We start from the raw sequence: 21,974 nt of genomic DNA, 5'->3' as shown, positions 1-21,974 counted from the left end.
TTGCGCCACAAGCAGCCATTCCGTTTTTGGGATCGCGCAATGAACGTGCTCATGACCGAAGCTGGGTGGTTTTGCGAATGTCCGCTTTTGACGAACCAAGCACTTGACGTTTATGTTAGATATCGAGGTCACGAGGAGACGGGCAATGTCGACGATCGTTCGAGGCTATTGGTTTTATTGGCTGCTCGTTCCCTGCCTGATCGCCGCCTGGCAATTGTCGCTGACGCCCGAAGCCCTCGCTGATCCTCTGACCTTGGAGCGCGTCTATCTGATTGACTGCGCCTTGCTGCTCCCAATCCTGTATTTTCTTTATCTCCGCTCGCGTGCCACGCTTAAAGCAGCAGTCTTCCGGTCTTTAGCGCTTGGCGCTGCTGCTTTGAGTTATGCCGCGTGGCTGATGCCAGAGGGGACGGGGCAGGTGTTGCCCTTCCTGAGTTGGCTGCGCTGGACGGCATTGCCGCTTATTATCGCAATCGAACTTGTCGCGTTCGTTGCGCTGATGCGCTATCTTTATGGATCTGAGCCTCATGAAGAAGAACTCGTAAATCAGGGTATTCCGCCGCTAGTGGTAAAGCTCCTCCTCATGGAAGCCCGTTTCTGGAAGCGTGTGTTCCGTCTGATCACCGGGAAGAGCGACTAGATCATCTCATCCTCATCCAGCTCAGCCGTGGTCAACGCATGTTCAGGATCTTCGGCTGAAGACTTCAATGATTATGTGCGGCATCAAGGCGCAAAGTCGACGCGAAATTCTACCGTCTGAACGTCCGCGTCCGGCGAGCCCAGCGTTTGGTCCTATTGCCGGACTTGGGCTCGATTGCTGACTGGGAGGAAATTTGTCACAAGCGGGGCAAAACCGGCATACCGCTTTTGGGCCTGCGGATTGGTCCCGGTTATTGCCGAAGATGGGCGCAGAGCGGAAGGGTGGATTCTATCCGTCGCGCTTCCCCGGCAGGAGCGACGAATCAGATTTTTCGGCCGCATGTCGGACCGCAGCGACTGAACTCCCAGCGACTGTCAGCGCCAAGAAGCCGGTCACAACTGAATCTACGGCCATCAGCGCCCAATCGAAAGCTGCACCGCCGAAATGGATGGCGGCGTAGCCGAGTGCATAGTGCACGGCCATCAGCGGGAGTGTGCCCGCGATTATCAAGACGACGGTGCGCCAAAATGAACCATGCATGATACGGATCGACTGGAGGGGACCGATTGCGGCGTTGCCAACTGCCCAGGCCACTCCCCACGCCATGAGATAGATCCCCAAGACACCGCCGGCCAAACTGAGTGATGCGTTAATTGCCCCAGCGACGATCTCGTCGGCAATGCCAAGCAGCTGGCTCCACGGTGAGCCAAACAGGCCCCAATATGCTTGCCCCGCTCCGAGCGCAAAGATCACGGACCACAGGCCGGCTGCGGGCCATTCGATCCGACGTGCGGCCGCAGCATCATCTCCGAAAAGCACAAAGCGAGTGAGCCAGTATCCCGGGAGCAAAAGAGCAACTACCTTGGCAAACCCGAATTGCGTTCGGAGTGGATCGGCTGCGAACGCAGCGGCCCCCTTAGGACTGGTATACATCCCTCCCTGCATCTCAACGACGTGCTGCGCGAACTCGACCAGGACTGGGATCGAAAACAGGACGGGGCAGGCCAAGGCGAACGCCCAAGCCCAGCTGTAGATCGACTTGATGTCAGACTTAAGCATTCGACGAGCCTCCGCTTACTGCAACGCGCCTGCCGTCACAGAGGCGGGAATGGCCCCGCCCGGGGTTGAGGGGATGGCGTCAATCGCGCCACGGATTGAAGAAGATCGCTTCGACGGGCACGCCAAAAAAAGCTGCAAGCCGATACGCCATCGGGAGTGACGGATCGTATTTGTCGGCTTCAATCGCGATGATCGTCTGGCGTGATATTTCGAGCGCGTCGGCTAGCTCGGCTTGCCGAAGTCCGCGTCCCTTGCGAAAGTCTCGCAGGCAGTTCTTCACTCTGCCTCGCCTCGGCCACGATAGCGCCAGATCAGCCAAGCAATCGCGTAACCAGCGAACTGCCCAAAAAACACGTAAGATGCGCCGAGGCTAAGTTCGTCGTGGCGACCGAAGGTGGCAAGCAGATAGGCCACAGTGACAAGAGCGCCGGACAGTCCGCCCCACCACCAGCTAACGAGCTGACCCTGCCGCTGAACATCATCAATGCGCCGCCACCACAGCCAAGTCGTGGCAAGAAGAAGCCCCCAGAGGCCGAGCGCAGCTGACAAAGCCAAAGCCGGATTGTCGACGCCCGTGCCGGTCGGCACTGCCTTGCCGATCAATATGCCAGCAACAGCAGCCACCCCAATGCCCATGGCATACAGCAGTCGGCTTCTCATTTCGTATGACACGTTCTGCAATTCCTCGACCATGATGAATGTTCAGACCTTTTGACATTTCGCCCGAAATGTCAAACTCTTTTTACATTCGGCGATTCGGGATGTCGGTCAGGCGAAGCGCATGGGGTAAGGTCATGGAACGAAGTGAGCGGCAGATGGCTGCTAAGGGGTCGATTCCGGAACGGCAGGAATTTTCCAGAAGCCGGGCAAAGCCGCCATTCGCGGCCCGAGTTGCCACCTGTCTGCTGCCGACCCAAGAGCGGTCGTTCCCGTTCGGAGAAGTGAACCTATGCTTTTGCCGGAAGCTGATAGGCGGCTTGGCGTCGATCCAGGCTTATTCGTTCATCTTGGCCAACATTAATTCATACTACTAGCACAAGCTGCCGATTATCGTAATATTTATTGCCGCTAAAGAACCGGTCGAGCCGGGCGATTTTAATTATGATTGCAATAACTATATTGCAACTCGGCCATCCGGTAAAAACATGAATCATTTTATAGGCCCGGAAACTTAAAGCAATATTTATTTAGCGAATATAATTTGAATCACAATTTTTAGCGGTAAAAACAAACAAGACCCAGACAGCGAAATCAAGGAAATGGAAGTTCAATCTTAGTTAAACAGTAAAGACGGCACTGGCTTGCTAGCCCTCGCTTAACTAAGTCGTAACCAAATTTGTGCTATCCGCAGCGCCTAAGGCATCGACTAACGAAGGACCCTATCACCGTGATCAAAAATCTCTCGATCAAGGGGGCCCTTAACCTCCTAAGCCGAACTTCGATCATCCTGGCTCTCGCCGTTAGTGGCATCGGTCCAGGCGTCTGCCGCTGATGCCAATATGTTGCAGAACTCCATCGCAGTTGTGGCCAGCAGTGCTCGTGAGGGCGAAGCGATTGTTGGCAATGCCGTTGCTGCAATGGAACAGATCGAGCAAAGTTCGCAGAGAGTTGCGCATATAGTGACTCTGATTGACGGGATCGCTTTCCAGACCAATCTTCTTGCGCTGAATGCTGGTGTCGAAGCCGCGCGCGCTGGAGAAACCGGCAAAGGCTTTGCAGTGGTCGCCAACGAAGTCCGCGCGCTTGCGCAACGCTCGGCGGATGCCGCCAAAGAAATCTCCGCGCTTATCGCCAGTAGCACTAGCCAAATTGTCGCAGGAGTTGAACTGGTTGGAAAGAGCGGGGAACGGCTGAACGAGATTTCAGCTGCCTTGGGTCAGACAGTAGACCTTGCGGCTAGAATTAACGAGGCGAGCGGCAAACAGGCTTTGAGCGTAAATGAGGTTTCGGTTCAGGTCAGCGCTATGGACAAGATGACCCAACAGAACGCTGCTATGGCGGAGCAAAGCAACGCGGCTGCCGGCAGTCTTTCTTCATCGGCTACGGATCTGACCAATCTGGTCACTCAGTTCAAGCTACCGCGATCAATCGCATCCGGGCGTACTGTCGCGCTGCGCAAAGCCGCATAAATTGCCTGCTGCCAGCCTGAGTTTCGATGGTACCTGGAACACCTGCCTCCTCGATGAAGCGCCAGCCTGTTTCAAGAATACCGCTAAAGTAGAGCCGTATTTCCGTATCCATCCGGCGTAAGACGCTTTGTGCGAGGGGGTAATGAGCGTCGTTAAGTGTGCTCTTTTGAATGACCATTCCCGCCACGTGAATGACTGGTTGCGGCGCAATCGGTCGTTTCAGGCCGGATTGACGAACGGCAGTTTTGTCCCAAATGCCGCAGAACCAGCTCCCCGTCAGAGACGAGGAGCTGATAGGTCAAATTTCGGTATTTTCGGCGAGGGCCAGTGCGTCTTCCACGTCGATCCCAAGGTAGCGTACTGTGTTCTCGATCTTGCTATGACCGAGAAGGATCTGGACAGCGCGCAGGTTGCCTGTTGCCCGATAGATTATAGACGCCTTCGTTCGCCTAAGCGAATGGGTGCCATACTCGCTTCGCATCAGGCCGACCGCCGTAACCCAATCATCCACAAGCCGGGCATACTGGCGCGTGCTGAGATGCTCAGCATGATTGACGCGGCTCGGAAAGACAAAGTCGTCGACCGTACCGCCTCGGCGTTCGAGCCATGTCAGCAAACTCGCTCGAGCGTCCGCAAGCAATTCGAACTGAACCGGGCGACTTGTTTTCTGCTGCATCACGATTGCGCGAGTCCGGATCTGTCCTCCGCTGACAATGTCTCCAATTTTCATCCGCACCAAGTCGCAGCCGCGAAGCTTGCTATCGATCGCGAGATCGAACAGCGCGCGATCCCGCAGACGACGGTTCTGGTTGAGGTAGAATCGGATCTGCCATACTTGCTTTGGCTTCAGTGCACGCTTCGCGCCGACGGTCCTTCCCGCATTCCAGGCCTGACGCTTGGTTGCAACGGTTTCAGATTCAGTCATTTCCATGTTCGTTCTCCTATTGCCAGATTGGCGCTTTGAAGAACGGTTCGCAGACTCGCGGATGTGAATCACTCCAAGCTGATCGATTACAGAATAAGTAATCAGGCTGAACACCTTGCCAATCGAAGAACGTCGGCTTCTGCGAAGTCCTTGTGTTTCCGGAGATGTTTATAGTCATTGAGCAACGCTGCCGCTTCAATTCGGTTTCCCCCGCACTTCAACCGAGCATCCGACGCTCCTAAGCTTCCGCTCCCTCGCCCGCTTCGCACATGTCTCGATCGCCTCGGCATTGTTCAGCACGAGTTGATTGGCCGCCAGGATATCACGCCACTGACCGGGGTCCGCGACAGACATCAACCTCTGCCCTGCTTGCCATCCGTCACGATGCAGCGCCGATACCGCCCGCCACTCTGGCCAGTGCCAGGCCTCGGGAACCATCCAGTCGATCGCTGGCGGGATGGTACAACCGCCTATCGATCCGAGAACAAGCGCAAGGCCTGCCGCACCTGCCAGCCACTGGTTCTGCTGCCGCGCTGTACGTGCCGAGGCGGTCATGGTTGCGAGGTTGCTTGTCGCTTTCTGCATATCCTGCCGGGCGGTGACCAACGCTGCATGATCCTCTATGCGACTGTCGCGCCCTGCCGCCGTGATCTGATTGGCGATTTCGTTTGTGGTCAGCAGCAACGCAGGCTTGTTCGACAGCGTGATGATGGCCTCACGCATACGCTGGGTAATGGCATGGATCTTCGCCAGCTCAGCGCTGTAGTCGCGGCTGAGCAGATCCTGCTGCCCCTCGGCAACGCCGTCGACCGAGGTTGTGAGCATTCCAAGCCGCTGCGCGATCATCTCGAGCGCCTGCTCGATCGGGATCTCGTCGGGTTCAGGTTCTGACATGGCATAATGCCTACAGCCCGAGCCCCCGCGAACGCGAGGGGTCGATACAGTCTGCAAGGTCCTGCGACAGTGATCTGCCTCTCACTGGGTCCAGCCCCAGTTCCACGCGGCGGTTCCGCAGCAGCGACTCAAGCTGCGGATCACGTTCAAGGCTGTGGGCCATTGCACCAAGATGACGTTCGACCTTGTCGGCATTGAGATAGTCCTGATCCTTGAGCATGCGCTGCATCTGCCGCGAGCGTGTCTGCCATTCGTGGACGAACTGGTCGGCTCTGGCCTGTTCTGCCAGGCGCGCCGCCTGCTGCTGGTGCATCCCCTCGATGGTCCGGTCCAGGTTGCCAGACAGGGCTTCGGGGATCAGCGAGCGGTCGTTGACCAGCGCACGACCCAGGTCCAGCACATATCCACGGCCCATTGCTTCAAGCGTCCGGCCTGCCTTGTCGAGCGCAGCCTGCTGATAGTCGAGCGAGCCCAGTCCCTGGTCGTGCAAGGTCAGGATATCCTGCGCCGCACGCGTGTACTGCTGCACCGCCTTTTCCAGCGGTGTCTGCTCAGGTCCCGGTTTGAACAGATCTGCGCTGACCCGCAGTCCCAGCTGACGCTCGCGCTGTGGCGAGGTCTCCTTGCTCCCGAGCAGATCAGCGAGCGCACCGGTGCGGCTGACCCTGATCCGGGTCTGTCTGTCGCGCCCTGGTTGTTTGAGCTCCCTGCCCTGCTGGGCCTCGTCTGCCTTATCGGACTTGCGGGTATAATCGCTCGCCATGTCCTTGGCCCGCTCGCGCGACAGCGTGCGGGTGAGCGCCTTGCGATCGGCAAAGTCGTCCTTGCCGTAATGCAGATCGACCTCGGTGCGATGCCGCGACAGCGCGACATAGGCCCCGTGCCGGTCCATGCCTGGCGTCGCCAGTACCTGGACCTTGTCGACGGTCATGCCCTGCGCCTTGTGGACGGTTGCCGCATAGCCATGATCGACATGGGCATAATCCTTCAGGTCGAACGCCACGGCCCTGCCATCGTCGAGCATCACTGCCATGCGGACCGATGACAGGCTCTGCACGGTACCGAGCGATCCGTTCTTCACGCCAAGCTCGCGTTCGTTCTTCAGGAACATGATCCGGTCACCGCTGGCAAAGCTGCGCTGACCACGCTCTACGTTGATGTCGATTTCCTGCCCCAGCGCGCCGCTGGCGCGCATGCGCTCCCTCACCTCTTCGTTGAGCGCCTTCACCTCGTCATTGGTGTGCGTGAGGATGATCCGGCTGGCCTTGGGATCGGCCTTCCGATCCTGATCCCAGGCGTCGACCAGCGCGGTGCGCGCAGCTTCGCGGGTCTCCGCGACATAGACGTGGCCACCTTCCTCATATCGGGCCAGCGCCTCGCCTGTTCTGCCCGTCGCAAGCTCGCGCGTCGCATCGCGCTGCCAGTCGGTCTGCTGCCTGCGGATACCGCTGATTTCGACAGCGCCATGGCGCTCGGCTGTTGACCGGAACGCGGCGCCTGCTTCGATCGCCTGTAGCTGCTCGGGATCGCCGACAAGCACGACTTTTGCACCGCGCTGTTCGGCCTCCGACATCACGCGCTCGAGCTGGCGCGTGCCGAGCATTCCGGCTTCGTCGATCACCAGTACATGGCGATCGGTGAGCAACTCCCTGCCCTGCTCCCATTGATACTCGAGGCTGGCAATGGTGCGCGATGCGATGCCTGAGCCGTGCTCCAGGCCTTCAGCCGCGATGCCCGAGAGCGCAGCACCTTGGACCTGGTATCCGGCGAGCTCCCAAGCCTCCCTTGCCACGCCCAGCATCGCGCTTTTTGCCTGTTCCGGCATAGCCGATGACATTGCTGAGGCCGCGCGGGCTGGTCACATGTTCGAGCGCCCCGCGCTGCTCGGGCGACAGGTCGAGCCCGCGCTGTTTTGCGTGATCAAGCGCACGTTCCCTTTGCAGGTCCATCACCGGGTGGTTGCGCTTGGCATCGAGCCCGGTGGAAGCCAGCTCAAGTCGCCGTTCGGTCTGGATCATTGACCGGCTGGTGAACCGCTCCTGGCCCTTGCCATCTAACCCAAGTTCAACAAGTTCGGGCGCGTTCTTCACCGCCGACATCACCTTGTCGAACTGGTCCTTGTCCTCGCTGTTCCTGTGCACGAACATGGCAAGGTCGCGGGTGGTGAACGTCGCCTGCCCGCGTGTGATCGCCTCGATCGCGATGTTGGGATCGGCGATGATCTTTTCGCCGTTCGATCGCGCAATAGCGTGATGCTCTTCGAGCCGTTCGCTGCTCAGCCCCTCGCCCGCCATCCGCGATGCGGCAGGACCGATCTTGTGCTGAGGTTCCAGATCGATGCCCTGTGCTTCCAGTGACCGGTGATCGATCCGCGCGTCGATATCGAGTTCGGCCAGGCGTTCATTGGCAATGTTGGCCCAGGCTTCGCGCCAATGGGTCAGCAGATCGGTGCGGTTCCAGTCTCGGGCCTTTGCGCCGAAGCCAACGGTTCCGTCTTCAGCGATTTCGATTTCGCGCGTGGTCAGCATGACATGCGCATGCGGCCTGGGTTGGCCATCCTCGCCAATGTCCCAATGGACATTGAGATCTGCGACCATGCCGCGGTCAACGAACTCGGCCTGAACAAAGTCCCGCGCCAGCTCGATGGCCTGTTCTTTTGTCAGCTCTCGCGGCAGCGCGAACTCGATCTCGCGCGACAGCTGCGCGTCCTTGCGCAGCTCTGCAGCCTCGACGTCGTTCCAGAGACCTTCCCTGTCCTTCCAGGCCTCGTCCGCGCCATCGGGTAGCATCACCTCGCTGTGCACTACCCCTGCCTTGTTGGTGAAGTCGTGGTGCCGATCGAGGCGCTGATCGTGCAGTCGTGAGCCCGAACGATAGGCGGCGGCAGCCAGCGCCGATGCGCCGGTGCTTCGCGATATGACTTTGGCTGAGAGGTGATAGATCGCCATGGCGACATACCATTTACGCCATCCAAGCGACGTCGGCACGACGTATAAGCGCGCCCTCAACCGATTTGATCGCTCTCGGGATGACGGGGTCTCACTATGACCCAGCCTGTTGGCGTGGCGACAACATTGGCATAGCTGGTGGGTCCTTCACACACAATGAAGGGACATGACCCATGCGCAGACCGAGAGACTTTGACGCCGAGCTTCAGGCGCTGAGCGACAGAGCAAAGGCGCTGAAGGCAGCGCGGCTGACCCAGCTAGGCGAACTGGTCATCGCCACCGGTGCTGATGCGCTCGGCACCGAGGTTCTGGCTGGCGTTCTGCTCGCCGCTGTCGGTAACGATGACGCTTCCAGGAAGGAGGCGTGGCGCAAGCGAGGCGCTGCGTTCTTTCAGCAGCGGACCGGGCGACAAAAGGCAAAGCAACAATCAACTGCAGCAACTGGCGGCAGTTCTGACAGCCAGCCGGGCGGCGCTGCGCAAAACACAGGCGCAGCGCAACCGGCTGATGCTGGCCAGGGCTCGCAATGACAACCGGGACTGGCAGGTGAAGCGGCGCGAGCGGACACGGCGGCTGATCGAGCTAGGCGGGCTGGTTGCGAAATCCGGATTCGACCAGCTGGTCGATGATGACCGGGCGGTGATCTACGGCATGCTGGTCGAGGCGGCTGCCAAGGTCCGCGATGCCGGTGGACCGCAGCAGATCACGCTATGGCGCAGGCGCGGAGCGCGAGCCTTTGCGCAAAACCAGTTGGCGTCGTGACGATGATATCGCATAGGTTCAACCTATGAGTGAGGCAATCAACGAACTGGTGCTCGGCGTGCTTGCTCGCGCGCCGCAGTGGGTGAGGCAGGATCTGCTGTCTTCGGATCCTATCGTCCGCGCACGAGCCGAGGAGACGCTGGCAGCGATGATCAGCAGCGCACTGGCCGACAACGAAAACAGTGGGCCGGGAAGCAAGGCTGCCTGAGGCCCGCCTAGTCGTCCGTCGCCAGGCGGCGTTCGCACACCTTGCGGACCAGATCCTGCAGGATTGCAACGCGTGTCCCCAGCCAGTTCAGCTCTTCGTCGCTGACCTTGTAGTGCGGCGAGTATCGCGCGTTGACATAGGCCTGCCGCAACAGTTCGAAGCACCGGCGACTGAACCGGTCGTCGCGCGGCCAGGCCTCGATCAGCTCGGACGCAATCTCCTCGGCATGGCCGCGCAGAAAGCCGAGCTTGTGCGACTTCGGGCTGTACAGAGTCAGGACCAGCAGCGTGCAATGGTACGCCCGTTCGGCTGCTTGGTGGAGATTGAACGCTGCTTCGTTGTAGTTCTGTCTTTCGATCAAGAACTGCGCCGAAGCTAAGAACGCGTCCGCACTGGGAAGCCATTTGTCAAAATGCTTCTGCGCCTCTACACGCGCGGCAGCATGGGCGAGCTTTGTTGGCGCTGCAAACGGAAAACCTTCAGCCTCGTAAAGCGCGATGCCCTGAGTAGCAATGTCGGTGAAAAACGGACGGCCCTGCTCGAGCTGCTTGTTCACATCCTTGAGGCTGTGAACAATGAAGCTGACCGGCGCGCTCAGCGTCTGCGTGATGGTCATCTCGCGCATCAGCCGGTCATCGGCGGTGGCCCAGTAATCGACGACATCGGTTAGGCGCTCGTCGTTGACCACGACGAGCAAATCGTAATCGGATTTGTAGCCGCCGACCGGATCATCGACCCAGTCGCCGCGCGCATAGCTGCCGTACAGGATGACCTTGAGGATCCGGCCCTGCTTCTTCCAGGGCGCGGTGGTATTGCCGATCGCAGTGGCAAACTCCTCGAACAGGATGCGCACGGCAGCCTGCAGCTCCTGCTGCTTCTGACCAGGCAGATGATCAATATCGGTGCGCATGATTTCACCCTGTAGCGACGACCGTTCGTTGGCAAGTTGGAAGCTTGGATTTCACCTGCACAACTGCCTCCATTCTCGTGGCATTGGATGAGGGAAAGAGACGCCATCATGACGTCTCTCCCTTGAGGTTCAGCAGATAGTCCGCAGCCTTGCTGGCTGCACTGGCTGCGCGGAAGATGGCCTTGTCATCTTCGCGCAGGACGGTGAGCCAGGATGCGATGTAATCGCTGTGGCGAACGGTCGGCGCAATGCCGAGCGATGCGCAGGTGAACGCGGCGGCCATCTCGGCAACAAGCTCTTCGCGGGCATAGGGCGCAGAGCCGAAGGCACCCTTCTGATCGCGATCCAGCCTGCTGGCATGGCCGGTCCAGTGACCGAGCTCATGCAGAGCGGTGCGGTACCAGTTGATCGGCTCGTGATACGCTGCCTGCGGCGGCACCTGCACGAAGTCGTGCACGGGGCTGTAGAAGGCAGCGTCACCGCCGATGTTGAACATGGCACCGCTGGCAGTGATGATCGCGTCGGCTTCGGCGATGGCGAGCACCGGATCGGGTGCAACCGGGGCTGCGGTCATGTATTCGGGCAGACCCTCGCACTGATCGATGTTGAACACCGTGAACCGCTTGAGGAAAGCAACTGTTCTGGCTTCGCGGTCTTCGCCGCGCGCCTGTTCGGCTTCAGCCTTCGGCGTGAACCGGTCGGCATAGCAGACGGTCGTGCCCTTCTCGCCTTTGCGGACTTTGCCGCCAGCGGCCTTGGCTTGGCGATAGGTCAGCCAACGCTGCGTGCCGTAGCCCTTCATGACAACTTCGGCCCAGAGGATCAGGACGTTGATGCCCGAGTAGCGCCGATCTGTTGCTAAGTTGTGCGGCATGGTGCAGCCGCAGAGCGATGTGTCCCAGGGCTGTACCCAAGGGAGCCGTCCTTGCTCCAGCTCGGCGATGATGCGGTGTGTGACCTCGCTATAGAGGCTGTTGCGGGTAGTGTTTTCCATGGCCTTGTCTCCTTCCATCCGGCCCCGGCCCGAAAGGGGCGCTGGGGGGCGGCGAAAGAGAGCTGGCAGCCACGCTGCAACGGACGGCGCGCATGCGCTAAGCACCGCAACGAAGTGGAGGACCCGCAACGCGGGTTGCGCGCTGGCCTGGCGTGGCTAGAGGCGATTGACGGCACCCGGTGTCCCGCCCAAGCGGGGCAAACGCCGCAGCTTTGCTGCGACCGCAGATGCGCTGCTGGACCATTGCGATGGAGTGAGATGCCGTGAGCAGAAATAATCTGCTTTCGCTGCCATTTCCGGCACATGCCGGCAGCGCTCCCCTGCCCTACCGCCTGCGAAATCGCCGCAAGTGGCTCGATTGACGCGCAGCGGCACATCGCCATTCTGCGTCGCAAGCAGGGGCAGATCACATCACAGGATGGAGACAACGGCCATGGCATCCCATGCACCCGACAGGTTCTTGAGGCTCAACACCGTGCTTGATCGCACCGGGCTGTCTCGGGCGACGCTGTATCGCAAGATCCAGGCGGGCACGTTCCCCAAACAGGTCAAGCTCGCCGAGCGGTGCTGCGGATGGCGGGAATCGGCTATCGAGGAATGGCTGAAGAACCCGATGTTCTATGAGGTTAGCGACTGACGATCAGCAAGCGCGGCTATCATGCGGCATGACGGTCAAGCTCCGGGAACAGAGGCAAAGGCGCAGGCTCTGACTGGTCGATCATCGCGCTGCAGTAAAGGCCGACATTGATCCATTCGACAGACCAATGGAGATCGACGCGTTCACCTTCGATCCGCACAAGGGCAGCGCCCTCGCGCGCTACTGACCAAGTGCACCGCAGCTGTTCGTCATAGGTACCCAACAACAAGGTGCCATCGCTGACCCCGACCAGAAAGCGGTCATCATCGTCGAACGGGACATGCAACACGGCCTCGATATCACCGCTGACCTGCAGGCGCGGATAACCCGGCACAGGCAAAATCGTGATGCTCATCGCAGAATCGCCTTTCCTACTTGAGAACAAATATAGAACATGACTCCATAGGAAGGAGTCTGCAATGGTCATTATCGATGGATCGTTTCTGCTGGGGTTAGCAGCTGTGCTGACCAGCCTCGGCACGCTGTGGCGGGTTTTGCGTGGTCGCCCTACCCCGCAATGTCCATATCTCCACGTTTGCCGAAGGACATCCTGTGAAACGTGTCTCAACTGCACGAGGGCAAAGGATAAACGCGACTAGACGGTGTTGAAACAAGCCGTAGCAGCGGCGAATCTGTGGAGATATTCTCCATCAATGCGGACGCCGGATCAGGATAAAATCGAATTTGCGATCATTGCACTGACAATCATTGCTGCCGCCCTCGTTTCGCTTACGCAGCTTTATATATCGACAGTTGCAAAACCATCGATCGCGGGACATCGCGCCATTCATCCACAGCTTTTATTCAAACTTGCGAAAAATCTGTCTCGCTTGTTGATCATACCGACGATAAGCGTTGTTGACGCTAAAGAACATCATCGAGGACGCACCTATGACAGAACATTCGCAAGAGCAGCTGATTACGCTTACAGCAGATATCGTGGCGGCGCATGTTGGCAATAACAGTGTCGCATTGGGGGACATCGCTACGCTGATCGCGAATGTTCATAAGGCACTGGCTGGCTTGTCGACGGCTGAAGCTCCGGAACCGGAAGAAGTGCGTCCTGAGCCTGCAGTATCGATCCGGTCATCGGTCAAGCACGACTATCTCGTGTGCCTGGAAGACGGCAAGAAGATGAAGATGCTCAAGCGCCATCTGTCAGTTCACTACAATCTCACACCAGCTGAGTACCGCCAGCGGTGGGGCTTGCCAGCCGACTACCCGATGGTCGCGCCCGCCTATGCCGAAAGGCGTCGTGAACTCGCCAAGACGATTGGGCTTGGGCGCAGCCCTAAGGCCGGTCGTGGGCGCATGAAGGCAACCACTGCTGCAAAGTGAGGCAGTTTTAGCGGCGTTTCGGGCAGCCGGGCCGGAATATGCGGTTCGGTTGCCTAGCTTTTGAGATTGGCTCAGTGGGTACTAAGCAATGCGTGACAATCGTGCCATCCAACGCATTGATAGGCCCCACCGATACTCGCAGTTCATTGAGGCTCGCCGCACTGCCCTGAAAAGTCCGAATCTGGGACGAAGCAGTCGTTCTGCGCTCGCCACTTGAATGACGGCTTTCGGCGAGAGCCGACGCGCCAGCTTGCACGGATGCCATCGTCGATTGACAGAGTTGGGCCGTCAGCAGAACGACAGCTCTCACACTATAGATTGGCATAGCCGACCTACTTTGACCAAAACGCTCCGCCCAGTTCGCTTCCGCTGTCGGTGCCCCACGCTGGACAGCCATAACGGATATGAGTCGCCGTTTTTACTACCCTGGCATCGCCTGATCGTCGATCTCCGCCTGCAACCACCCGCGATGTCCTGTACGCTACTACCTTCGGCCTGACCCCCTGGCCGCGCAATCAAGTAACTGGCGCGAAGCGCCGCTGCCATTCGAACTCATCCAAACCGATTCGGGCTAGATCGTTCGCTATGCGGTTAGCAAAGCGTAGTGCGATCGACACGCGAAGGTCGGCCATCCAAGCGAATGTCTCGCCCGACGAGGCTGTGAACGTGAAGTCTTCCGCTGCAAGACTGCTTAAAACTACCTTGGCATCGGCGTCAGGGGCAAAAGTTGCGGTCACGATGTTAGCTGCCTTAGTCTCGAGTCGGAGACAGACCTCAGCGCCCGCAACATCCTTCACCACGAGATCAAAAGCTACTTCATCTCGGTGAAGCGCTGCGAAAATAAACTGCGTCGGTTTGTCCAAGTGCTCATCTGAGTAGCGGGATCGGCTTGGTGCCTCGAACCTCGCTCTCGATGGCATAGATGTCAGCAAAGCGCTGCAGCACCTCAGTGGTAACCGGCCACTTGTCGGCGAGATCGAAGAACTTGCGACGGACGTGTGACCAGCAAAACGCGAGAGTAATCTGCTCCTGCCGCTTGGAGAGCAAGGTAACCAACCATCATTGCCTCCGCTTATTACGGGGGCATTGAATCAGACAGTAGCCTCAAAGGCGAGGGTTTGCGAGGTGCCCAGCTTGTTGGAGTGCAAGTGATCTTGTATGCAGACCTCAACAGCTGCGTAAACGATAGAGGAGCATGGCTATGCCAATAAAGCGAATTATGATCACTACTGCAAGCATGTCTTTAGCTCTTTTTTATTCAAATATAGCTATTGCCAAAGGGTTTCCGCTTCAAGGCAGCAACATATACCAAGGAACATACCAATGTTCCCAAGGATTAACCCCTTTCGAGATCGATGCTACCGGCATTGGATACGGATTGCCGGGAAAATTTATTTTCGGAGGAGGTCGTATTCCTCTGGGTGAATTTGAGTTTCAAGTGCAACATCTATACGATGATAACTTTCGTCTTATTCCTATTCGCTGGGTAAAGCAGCCATATAACTATGGGATGATTCCGATCGACGTCCAAATCATCAATGGTAGATTGACTGGTCGGATACAAATGCAGGGTTGCGGTTCAATTGAAGGAACTCTGACGTCGGCCTCCATCACCAAAAATACGATACAGGCTTCCTCCGATCCTGAGCAGCAAAAAGTCCTTACGCTCTTAGCTGACGTTTTAAGGGAGGATGCGCTTCATTGGGGGTGGAATACGCTGGATTCCACAGTGCCGGTATATCTTGATCGAACCTCGAACAGTGTGAACAGAGATGAAAAGATTGGGTATACATATAGTGGCGGCAAGTCAGGTTGGATGATAGGCCGATTTAATTCCAATGGTCAGCTTGAATGCATCATTTTCCATGATGAAGGCTTGTGCAGGCAACCTCGAACGCGAAAGCAGTATCAAGCTTGGGTTGACGCAAGGGAGGCAAAAAGAAAGAAAGAGCTCGCCATAATGTCCATTTATTACGTGAAGGAGCTGCCAAACACCCCAGAGCAGCGTTGTATCGAGCAATCTAATTCAATAGATAATTTAACTCAGATGGTCGAGATTTACGAAGGCAATACTCTAAAAGACATCCAACATGAAGACGCGGGCTCAGTGATCCATGTCGCTTATCAGAACGTCTGTAAGCGGCCGATCAAAGTGCAGGAACAGACCAGAAATCCACTTATTGGCTGGCAAAACGTTGGGTTCGGTGAAAGGGTTATTAAGCCCGGCGAGAAAAGAGAATTCAGGTCAAGCACGGTTTCTAGGGATGCCCGGGTGCTTGTAGTGCCGTAACGCTTTGGCGATTGTGCACTTTACAAACCCAAGCTTGTCCGCCGTCAGCGCCCATGGCACAGATTTGCGGTTGTGATTTAAGGAGGATCTGGGCTTCGTCGTAGTGACGAAGGAACGAAGATGATGCCCAGATCCTCCAATGCAAAATCGTCGGCGAAGGCCCCTGCTGAGCAGGTGGTGAAGGACATCCGGCGGCAGACGCGGCGCCATTTTTCGGCCGAGGACAAGATCCGCGTCGTGCTGGAAGGCCTACGCGGCGATGACAGCATCGCCGAGCTGTGCCGCAAGGAGGGCATCGCCCAGAGCCTATACTACACTTGGTCGAAGGAGTTTATGGAAGCGGGCAAGCGCCGCTTGGCGGGCGACACTGCCCGTGCCGCGACCACCGGCGAGGTGCAGGATCTGCGCCGCGAAGCCCGTGCCCTGAAGGAATGCGTTGTCGACCTGACGCTCGAAAACCGCTTGCTGAAAAAAAGCATGATCGCGGATGGGGGAGACGACGCATGAGATATCCCGCCTCCGAGAAGCTCGAGATCATCCGGGTCGTCGAGCAGTCGCACCTGCCTGCCAAGCGCACGCTGGACCAGCTCGGCATTGCCCGCCGAACGTTCTACCGCTGGTATGATCGCTACCTCGAAGGCGGGCCGGAAGCCTTGGAGGATCGGCCATCGGCGCCGAGCCGGGAGTGGAACCGCCTCGGTGACGACATCCAGGACCAGATCATCGAAATGGCGCTGGAAGCTGACGCGACCGATCTCAGCCCGCGCGAACTGGCGGTGCGGTTTACCGACGAGAAGCGCTACTTCGTGTCAGAATCCATGTGTGGACGACCCCTGCGGCGCAAGAGCTTTTGTTTAGCGATGAGCACCGGTCGGGTGCATCCATGTGTTCGGCCTGTTCGTGCAGCACCGCATGGCTGCTGGCCCTGATGAAGTCCGCAGGTTGGCTCCCTAATCACGTCATCGCGCTCGAAGCGCTGTGACCCCCTGGGTTTTGCCGACCCCCGGTCTGACCGGTTTGTCATCACTACTCAGCGACTCCTGCGCCATCCTGCTCCCGTGCGTAACACGGCAGCGCGGATGACGGTCACGCGGTTGCGGCCGCGTAGACTTCTTTGCGCGACATGACCGCCCAAGCGATGCGCGCTGTTTTGTTGGCGAGCGCGACTGTCGCGATCTTCGCAGGCTTGCGCTCCAGGAGCTGCGCCATCCAAGGCTGCCGATCAGCGTTTTTGCGCGTCATACGCATCACCGCTGTCGCGCCGACCACAAGCAGCCGTCGTAAGTAGCCGTCGCCCTGCTTGGTGATTCCGCCCAGCCGTTCCTTGCCGCCAGAGCTATTCGCTCGGGGCGTGAGCCCTAGCCATGCTGCGAACTGGCGTCCGGATCGGAACAGAGACGCATCTGGCACAGCGGCCGATATAGCTGACGCGGTGATCGGGCCGATGCCCGGGATCGTGGCGAGCCGCCTGCTCGTCTCGTCGGCGCGGTGCCACGCGAGGATTTGCGCTTCCAGTCTATCGATCTCGCTGGTGAGCGCTCTCAGCTGAGCAGCGAGCCCGTGCAACGCAGAACGAGCATGGGCAGGCAGCTCTTCTTGTCGCTCATGCAGCGCCTTCAGCATCGCGGTTACGCCACCCGCACCAATACCCGTCACGATACCGTACTCAGCGAGGTGGCCCCGCAAGGCATTGATGAGCATGGTCCGCTGCCGCACCATCAGGTCGCGGCTCTTGTGGAGCATCAATACCGCCTGCTGTTCGACGGTCTTCACCGCAACAAACCGCATCGTCGGTCGCGTCACCGCCTCGCAGATCGCCTCGGCATCTGCTGCATCAGTCTTCCCACGCTTTACATAGGGCTTTACATAGGCGGGCGGCATCAGCCGGACCTCGTGGCCCAGTGCGATCAGCTCGCGAGCCCAATGATGGGCCGATGCACATGCTTCCATACCAACAAGGCAGCTTGGCAGATCGGTGAAGAAGCCGATTACCTCTGTGCGCCGACGCTTGCGCCGGATGAGAACGGCGCCATCGCTCCCGATCGCGTGAACTTGAAAAACACTCTTCGCCAGATCCAAACCGACGGTAACAATCTCCTGCTTCATTTGCCGACTCCTAGACGTGGACCTACAACGGCCCATCATTGCACAGCTAAGCTCGTGCAGGACTCGTCCACGCCATCACGTCACTTGCTGTTTTCTTGCTCCAGCAATTTCAGGCGCCAGACATTGGACACCTCAAAGCCGCCGCACTTGGCACACAGCTCGTAGAGCGTCGTCGGGTTCAGTACGTGCTTGCGGTAAGCCTCGGCCGTCGACAGTGCGCCTTTCTGCTCCTTGATCATCCTGATGATCTGTTTCTCTGTGAAACGGCTCATCCTCAGTCGTCTGCTCGTTCGAGGGGGACAGCCTCTACATCAAACCGTAGGAGCGTGCGGGGAACGGGTCGCGTTCGCACAGCAAACTCAGCCCATGGCCCGCTCGGCCTGCTGCCAGGCGAGAGCGGTGAGTTCGGGCAGCACACGCACACGCTCATGCGCCTGCGCGCTGGAGGCGGTGCCGCGCAACACTCGGCCCTTGATCCCGTGGAAGATCGCCGCAAGCCGAAAGAAATTGAACGCCATGTAGTAGCCGTAGTGCGGCATCGACGCGCGGCCGGTGCGAGTGCAATAGGTGGCCAGGTAATCCTGCTCCGGCGGGATGCCGAGCGCGGCGATATCGGCGCCGGCAAGCCCGGCGACGATGTGCGGCGGCATGTGGTACATCATGGCATTGTAGGCAAAATCGGCACCGGGGTGGCCCAGCGTCGACAGCTCCCAGTCCAGCACCGCGAGCACGCGGGGCTCGGTGGGGTGAAAGATCATGTTGTCGATGCGGAAATCGCCGTGGATGATGCTGGTGGCGTCATCTTCGGCGGGAATGTTCGCCTGAAGCCAGTCGATCACCCGGTCCATGTTCGCGTCCCGCCCGGCGTCCACGTCCTCGAGGTACTGTTGCGACCAGCGGCGGATTTGCCGCTCGAAGTAACTTCCCGGGCGGCCATAATCGCCGAGCCCGACGGCCGCGTAGTCGACCTGGTGCAAATGGGCGAGGGTCGCGTTCATGGCATCGAAGATCGCGGCCCGTTCGTCCGGGGCGACGTCGCTGACCGTCGCATCCCAGAATATCCGTCCCTCGACCATGTCCATCACGTAGAACCAGCTGCCGATCACCGCATCGTCGGTACACAGTCCATGCACGTGAGCGACCGGAAAGCCCGCGCTTTCGAGCGCCTGTAGCACCCGCGCCTCGCGGTCTATGGCGTGCGCACCCTTGAGCAGCGGGCCCGGTGGCTTGCGGCGCAGGACGTAGGCACGCTCCGGGGTATCGACCCGGTAGGTGGGATTGGATTGACCGCCCTTGAACTGCCGGACCGTCAGCGGCCCGGCAAAGCCGTCCACATTGGCTTGCATCCAGCGGGCCAGCGCAGCCTCGTCGAAGGCAAAGCCGTCGCGTACCTGAGTGGTGCCGATATTGGCTGCGGCCTCGGTCATGCCGGCCGCCCCTGTGCAAACTCGCGCTTGATCTTCTTCGCGAGGCTCCACTTGTGGACCTCGGTCGGTCCGTCATAAATGCGGAAGGCCCGCACTTCGCGGAAGATCTGTTCGACGATGGTGTCACCGGTCACGCCCGTGCCGCCCATCACCTGGACGCAATTGTCGGCGACCTTCATCAGTTGTTCGCTGACCGCCACCTTGGCCATGGAGCTTTCCTCCGTCCCCGCGTGGCCGGCGTCCAGCACCGAGGCGGTCCAGTCGATCATCAGCGCACACTGGCGCAAGGCGATACGGTTCTCCGCGAGCATGAAGCCGACGCCCTCGTGATCGATCAAGGACTTGCCGAAGGCCTGCCGCGTGCAGGCATAGGCCGTGGCGATCTCCTGGGCACGGATGCAACCGCCAAGCCAGCGCATGCAGTGCGACAGGCGCGCAGGGGCGAGGCGGATCTGGGCATATTTGAAGCCCTCACCCGAATGGCCGAGCATCTGCCCGGCCGGGACGCGCAGGCCATCGATGCGGACCACGGCATGACCGCCGGGCATCGAGCTGTCGATCGTATCGAGCACCCGCTCGATGCGGATTGCCGGATCGGGTAGATCGACCAGGAACAGGCAGGCACCATCGTCGGACCTGGCCATGACGATGCCGACCCGTGCCCCTTGCGCGCCCGTGATGAATGCCTTGCGGCCGTTGATGACCCAGTGATTGCCATCCTGATGGCACGTGGTCTGCATCATCGAGGGGTCGGAACCAGCCCCGCCATCGGCGGCAGGCTCGGTCATGAAAAACGCCGATCGGGCCTCGCCGGCCACCAGCGGAGCCAGAAAGCGCTTTTTCTGCTCGGGACTGGCGACGCGGCCGAGCAGATACATGTTGCCCTCATCGGGCGCGGCGGTGTTGCAGGCGATCGGCCCGAGGGGCGACAGGCCAGACGGGATGAGCACAGCAGCCGTCTCGCGCTGGGTCAGATGCGATCCGTCGGGCAGGATGTGCGGGGTAAGCACCCCCGCGGCCCGCGCCTTCGCGCGCAGCTCTGCAACCAGATCTTCGCTGGGGCCGTGTCCCTGCACGACAAGACGCGGGTCCTGTTCATACGGGATGACCTCTTGGCGCACGAACAGCTCGACCCTTGTGGCGATCTCCTGCGCCCGGGCGCTGACATCTGCATTCATCGCGGACTTTCCTCATGATCTGACATCGTGCCGGTCACAGGCTGCTGACCAGATGGCCTCCATCGACTTCGATGACCGACCCAGTCATGTAGGATGAGGCATCCGAGGCCAGCAGAAGCAGCGGCCCGTTCAGTTCGTCGAGCTGGCCGAGACGGCGCTGGGGGATGCGGCGGAGCATCGCTTTTCCGGCGTCGGACTGCCAGAAGCCGGCGTTGATCTCCGTCTCGAAGTAACCCGGCGCCAACGCGTTAACCCGGACGCCGAAGCGCGCCAGTTCAAGCGCGGCGACCTTGGTCAATTGGATGACAGCCGATTTTGAAACGGCATAGGCCGCCACGCCGCCGGCCTGTCTCAGCCCGAGGATCGAAGCGATGTTGATGATCGAGCCTCCTCGTCCGCGGGCCTTCATGGCTGTGGCGGTCTTCTGGCTCAACAGGAACAGGCCTTTGATATTGGTGCCCATCACAGCGTCCCAATCGGCCTCGCCATGATCGAGGAACGGCGCCTCGTGCGCAATGCCCGCATTGTTGACGAGGATATCGACCGACTCCAGCATCGGCGCCAGCGCGGCGATGCTTTCGCTGTCGGTCAGGTCGAGGGTGACCGTCGTGCAGGTGCCGCCCTGCGCTTCGATGGCCGCCGCCGTTTGCGCCAGGTTCTGCGCGCGCCGCGCCGCGATGATCACCCGCGCCCCGGCACCAGCCAGGACTTTGGCGAAATGCTGGCCCAGCCCACTCGAGCCGCCGGTGACCAGCGCCGTCTTGCCGTCGAGCCGCCCGATCACTGGAAAGCCCGCCCGGCATCGGCGATATAGTTGCAGCCGATCATGCTCGACGCCTCGTCGCTCAGCAGAAACAGGATCACGTTTGCGATCTCGACGGGATCGGACATCCGCCCAGTCGAATAGCGCCCCAGAAAGGCCGCCGCCTCGCTCTCGCTCTTGTCGTTCAGATAGGCGCTGGTCATGGGCGTATCGACCACGCCCGGGCATACGCTGTTGACCCGGATAGCCGGCGCCAGCTGGGCCCCGATCACCTTGGAAAACTGGACCAGGCCCGCCTTGGCGGCCGAATAGGCGGCGCTGCTGACGCCCGGGCGGATCGCGGCGAGCGCCGCCACATTGACGATCGCCGCGCTACCCGCGGCCCGCAGATGCGGCAGCGCAGCGCGGCACACCAGATAAGGTGCCGTCAGGTTCGAGCGCAGGCTGTCTTCCCATTCGTCGAGCCCGAGGTCATCCAGCGGGGTGGTTGCCAGGACGCCGACGGCATTCACCAGCCCGTCGATCCCGCCCATGTGCTGGGCGGCGCGGTCGATCGCGGCACGGATCCCGGCCTCGCTCCGTGCGTCCGCGGCTGCGGCGAAACCCTGCGTGAGCGCGGCGACCTCCTCCAACGGCTCGGGCCGGCGCCCGATCACCGCAACGGCTGCACCCTCCTGCGCGCAGCGAATGGCCGTGGCCCGCCCGATCCCGGTACCGCCGCCGACCACGACGATCTTGCGGCCTTCCATGCGCTCTCTGGTCATAC

The 21,974-nt window shown here is 59.8% G+C and carries 24 protein-coding genes and 2 pseudogenes; 9 read left to right on the top strand and 17 right to left on the bottom strand.

The features are described from left to right. Window positions 1-145: 145 nt before the first annotated feature. Complete coding sequence (locus LI72_RS00530) at window positions 146-640, top strand: hypothetical protein (RefSeq protein WP_156139420.1); 495 nt, start codon at window positions 146-148, stop codon at window positions 638-640. A 288-nt stretch (window positions 641-928) separates the two neighbouring features. On the opposite strand, the gene LI72_RS00525 is transcribed toward LI72_RS00530, so the two are convergent. The 3 genes from LI72_RS00525 to LI72_RS00515 form a co-directional block, all read right to left on the bottom strand. Next, a complete protein-coding gene (locus LI72_RS00525) occupies window positions 929-1,699 on the bottom strand; it encodes a hypothetical protein (RefSeq protein ID WP_033923948.1) in 771 nt (256 codons plus the stop codon). A 79-nt stretch (window positions 1,700-1,778) separates the two neighbouring features. Beyond that, the gene (locus LI72_RS00520) at window positions 1,779-1,979 is read right to left on the bottom strand and encodes a helix-turn-helix transcriptional regulator (RefSeq protein ID WP_033923947.1); all 201 of its coding nucleotides are present in this window, start codon (window positions 1,977-1,979) and stop codon (window positions 1,779-1,781) included. Next, entirely contained in the window at window positions 1,976-2,392 is a 417-nt protein-coding gene (locus LI72_RS00515; RefSeq protein ID WP_033923946.1) for a hypothetical protein, read from the bottom strand. Before LI72_RS00515 ends, LI72_RS00520 begins: the two co-directional genes overlap by 4 nt. 806 nt (window positions 2,393-3,198) lie before the next feature. Between LI72_RS00515 and LI72_RS19270 the strand changes: the two genes are divergently transcribed. Next, window positions 3,199-3,828, top strand: coding sequence for a methyl-accepting chemotaxis protein (locus LI72_RS19270; protein WP_081984490.1), 630 nt, complete (start codon window positions 3,199-3,201; stop codon window positions 3,826-3,828). 298 nt (window positions 3,829-4,126) lie between these two features. Here LI72_RS19270 and LI72_RS00495 read toward each other — a convergent pair whose 3' ends face one another. The 3 genes and pseudogenes from LI72_RS00495 to traA all read right to left on the bottom strand — a co-directional run bounded on the left by LI72_RS00495 (window position 4,127) and on the right by traA (window position 8,595). Next, complete coding sequence (locus tag LI72_RS00495) at window positions 4,127-4,753, bottom strand: tyrosine-type recombinase/integrase (protein ID WP_443018102.1); 627 nt, start codon at window positions 4,751-4,753, stop codon at window positions 4,127-4,129. A gap of 195 nt (window positions 4,754-4,948) precedes the next feature. Continuing rightward, entirely contained in the window at window positions 4,949-5,647 is a 699-nt protein-coding gene (locus tag LI72_RS00490) for a DUF6118 family protein (protein ID WP_033923941.1), read from the bottom strand. A gap of 10 nt (window positions 5,648-5,657) precedes the next feature. Continuing rightward, a pseudogene (traA, locus tag LI72_RS18675) lies at window positions 5,658-8,595 on the bottom strand (Ti-type conjugative transfer relaxase TraA). Between the two features lie 173 nt (window positions 8,596-8,768). On the opposite strand from traA, the gene LI72_RS19265 reads away from it, so the two are divergent. The 3 genes from LI72_RS19265 to LI72_RS00475 are packed head-to-tail and all read left to right on the top strand — an operon-like array spanning window position 8,769 to window position 9,565. Beyond that, complete coding sequence (locus tag LI72_RS19265; protein WP_081984489.1) at window positions 8,769-9,125, top strand: conjugal transfer protein TraD; 357 nt, start codon at window positions 8,769-8,771, stop codon at window positions 9,123-9,125. Beyond that, on the top strand, window positions 9,103-9,357 hold the full coding sequence (locus tag LI72_RS00480; RefSeq protein ID WP_081984488.1) for a conjugal transfer protein TraD: 255 nt from the start codon (window positions 9,103-9,105) through the stop codon (window positions 9,355-9,357). The genes LI72_RS19265 and LI72_RS00480 overlap by 23 nt, the downstream gene beginning before the upstream one ends. Window positions 9,358-9,382: 25 nt before the next feature. Further along, complete coding sequence (locus tag LI72_RS00475) at window positions 9,383-9,565, top strand: hypothetical protein (protein ID WP_033923940.1); 183 nt, start codon at window positions 9,383-9,385, stop codon at window positions 9,563-9,565. Window positions 9,566-9,572: 7 nt separating this feature from the next. Here LI72_RS00475 and LI72_RS00470 read toward each other — a convergent pair whose 3' ends face one another. Then, a complete protein-coding gene (locus LI72_RS00470; RefSeq protein ID WP_033923939.1) occupies window positions 9,573-10,475 on the bottom strand; it encodes a HEPN domain-containing protein in 903 nt (300 codons plus the stop codon). A gap of 106 nt (window positions 10,476-10,581) precedes the next feature. Then, window positions 10,582-11,469 carry an ArdC family protein gene (locus tag LI72_RS00465; RefSeq protein ID WP_033924273.1) on the bottom strand — a complete coding sequence of 296 codons (888 nt, stop codon included), beginning with the start codon at window positions 11,467-11,469 and terminating at the stop codon, window positions 10,582-10,584. A 433-nt stretch (window positions 11,470-11,902) separates the two neighbouring features. On the opposite strand from LI72_RS00465, the gene LI72_RS00460 reads away from it, so the two are divergent. Then, on the top strand, window positions 11,903-12,106 hold the full coding sequence (locus LI72_RS00460; RefSeq protein WP_033924272.1) for a helix-turn-helix transcriptional regulator: 204 nt from the start codon (window positions 11,903-11,905) through the stop codon (window positions 12,104-12,106). A gap of 19 nt (window positions 12,107-12,125) precedes the next feature. Here LI72_RS00460 and LI72_RS00455 read toward each other — a convergent pair whose 3' ends face one another. Further along, on the bottom strand, window positions 12,126-12,461 hold the full coding sequence (locus tag LI72_RS00455) for a hypothetical protein (protein WP_033923938.1): 336 nt from the start codon (window positions 12,459-12,461) through the stop codon (window positions 12,126-12,128). 536 nt (window positions 12,462-12,997) lie between these two features. Between LI72_RS00455 and LI72_RS00450 the strand changes: the two genes are divergently transcribed. Beyond that, the gene (locus LI72_RS00450) at window positions 12,998-13,444 is read left to right on the top strand and encodes a MucR family transcriptional regulator (RefSeq protein ID WP_033924271.1); all 447 of its coding nucleotides are present in this window, start codon (window positions 12,998-13,000) and stop codon (window positions 13,442-13,444) included. Between the two features lie 515 nt (window positions 13,445-13,959). On the opposite strand, the gene LI72_RS00445 is transcribed toward LI72_RS00450, so the two are convergent. Next, window positions 13,960-14,307, bottom strand: a complete 348-nt coding sequence (locus LI72_RS00445) for a hypothetical protein (protein WP_156139419.1) — start codon at window positions 14,305-14,307, stop codon at window positions 13,960-13,962. A 4-nt stretch (window positions 14,308-14,311) separates the two neighbouring features. Then, window positions 14,312-14,491 (bottom strand): IS66 family transposase, encoded by a 180-nt coding sequence (locus LI72_RS00440; RefSeq protein WP_231562333.1) that lies wholly within the window; start codon window positions 14,489-14,491, stop codon window positions 14,312-14,314. A gap of 172 nt (window positions 14,492-14,663) precedes the next feature. On the opposite strand from LI72_RS00440, the gene LI72_RS19860 reads away from it, so the two are divergent. Beyond that, a complete protein-coding gene (locus tag LI72_RS19860; protein WP_156139418.1) occupies window positions 14,664-15,734 on the top strand; it encodes a hypothetical protein in 1,071 nt (356 codons plus the stop codon). Between the two features lie 120 nt (window positions 15,735-15,854). Beyond that, window positions 15,855-16,573: pseudogene (locus LI72_RS19255) on the top strand (transposase); the annotation flags it as partial. 247 nt (window positions 16,574-16,820) lie between these two features. On the opposite strand, the gene LI72_RS00420 reads toward LI72_RS19255, so the two are convergent. From LI72_RS00420 to LI72_RS00395, 6 genes are all read right to left on the bottom strand, one after another. Beyond that, window positions 16,821-17,840, bottom strand: a complete 1,020-nt coding sequence (locus LI72_RS00420) for an IS110 family transposase (protein ID WP_033923932.1) — start codon at window positions 17,838-17,840, stop codon at window positions 16,821-16,823. An 80-nt stretch (window positions 17,841-17,920) separates the two neighbouring features. Beyond that, window positions 17,921-18,112 carry a transposase gene (locus tag LI72_RS00415; RefSeq protein WP_081984487.1) on the bottom strand — a complete coding sequence of 64 codons (192 nt, stop codon included), beginning with the start codon at window positions 18,110-18,112 and terminating at the stop codon, window positions 17,921-17,923. An 87-nt stretch (window positions 18,113-18,199) separates the two neighbouring features. After that, the gene (locus LI72_RS00410) at window positions 18,200-19,267 is read right to left on the bottom strand and encodes a phosphotransferase (RefSeq protein ID WP_033923931.1); all 1,068 of its coding nucleotides are present in this window, start codon (window positions 19,265-19,267) and stop codon (window positions 18,200-18,202) included. Beyond that, a complete protein-coding gene (locus LI72_RS00405; RefSeq protein WP_033923930.1) occupies window positions 19,264-20,445 on the bottom strand; it encodes an acyl-CoA dehydrogenase family protein in 1,182 nt (393 codons plus the stop codon). Before LI72_RS00405 ends, LI72_RS00410 begins: the two co-directional genes overlap by 4 nt. Window positions 20,446-20,479: 34 nt before the next feature. Continuing rightward, window positions 20,480-21,229 carry an SDR family oxidoreductase gene (locus tag LI72_RS00400; RefSeq protein ID WP_033923929.1) on the bottom strand — a complete coding sequence of 250 codons (750 nt, stop codon included), beginning with the start codon at window positions 21,227-21,229 and terminating at the stop codon, window positions 20,480-20,482. Next, a complete protein-coding gene (locus tag LI72_RS00395; protein WP_033923928.1) occupies window positions 21,226-21,972 on the bottom strand; it encodes an SDR family NAD(P)-dependent oxidoreductase in 747 nt (248 codons plus the stop codon). The genes LI72_RS00400 and LI72_RS00395 overlap by 4 nt, the downstream gene beginning before the upstream one ends. Window positions 21,973-21,974 lie beyond the last annotated feature (2 nt).

Origin of the sequence: Sphingomonas sp. 35-24ZXX, assembly GCF_000786215.1 — a bacterium.
In the GTDB taxonomy this organism is placed as follows: Bacteria; Pseudomonadota; Alphaproteobacteria; order Sphingomonadales; family Sphingomonadaceae; genus Blastomonas.
This window is presented reverse-complemented; position numbering and strand designations above follow the sequence as displayed.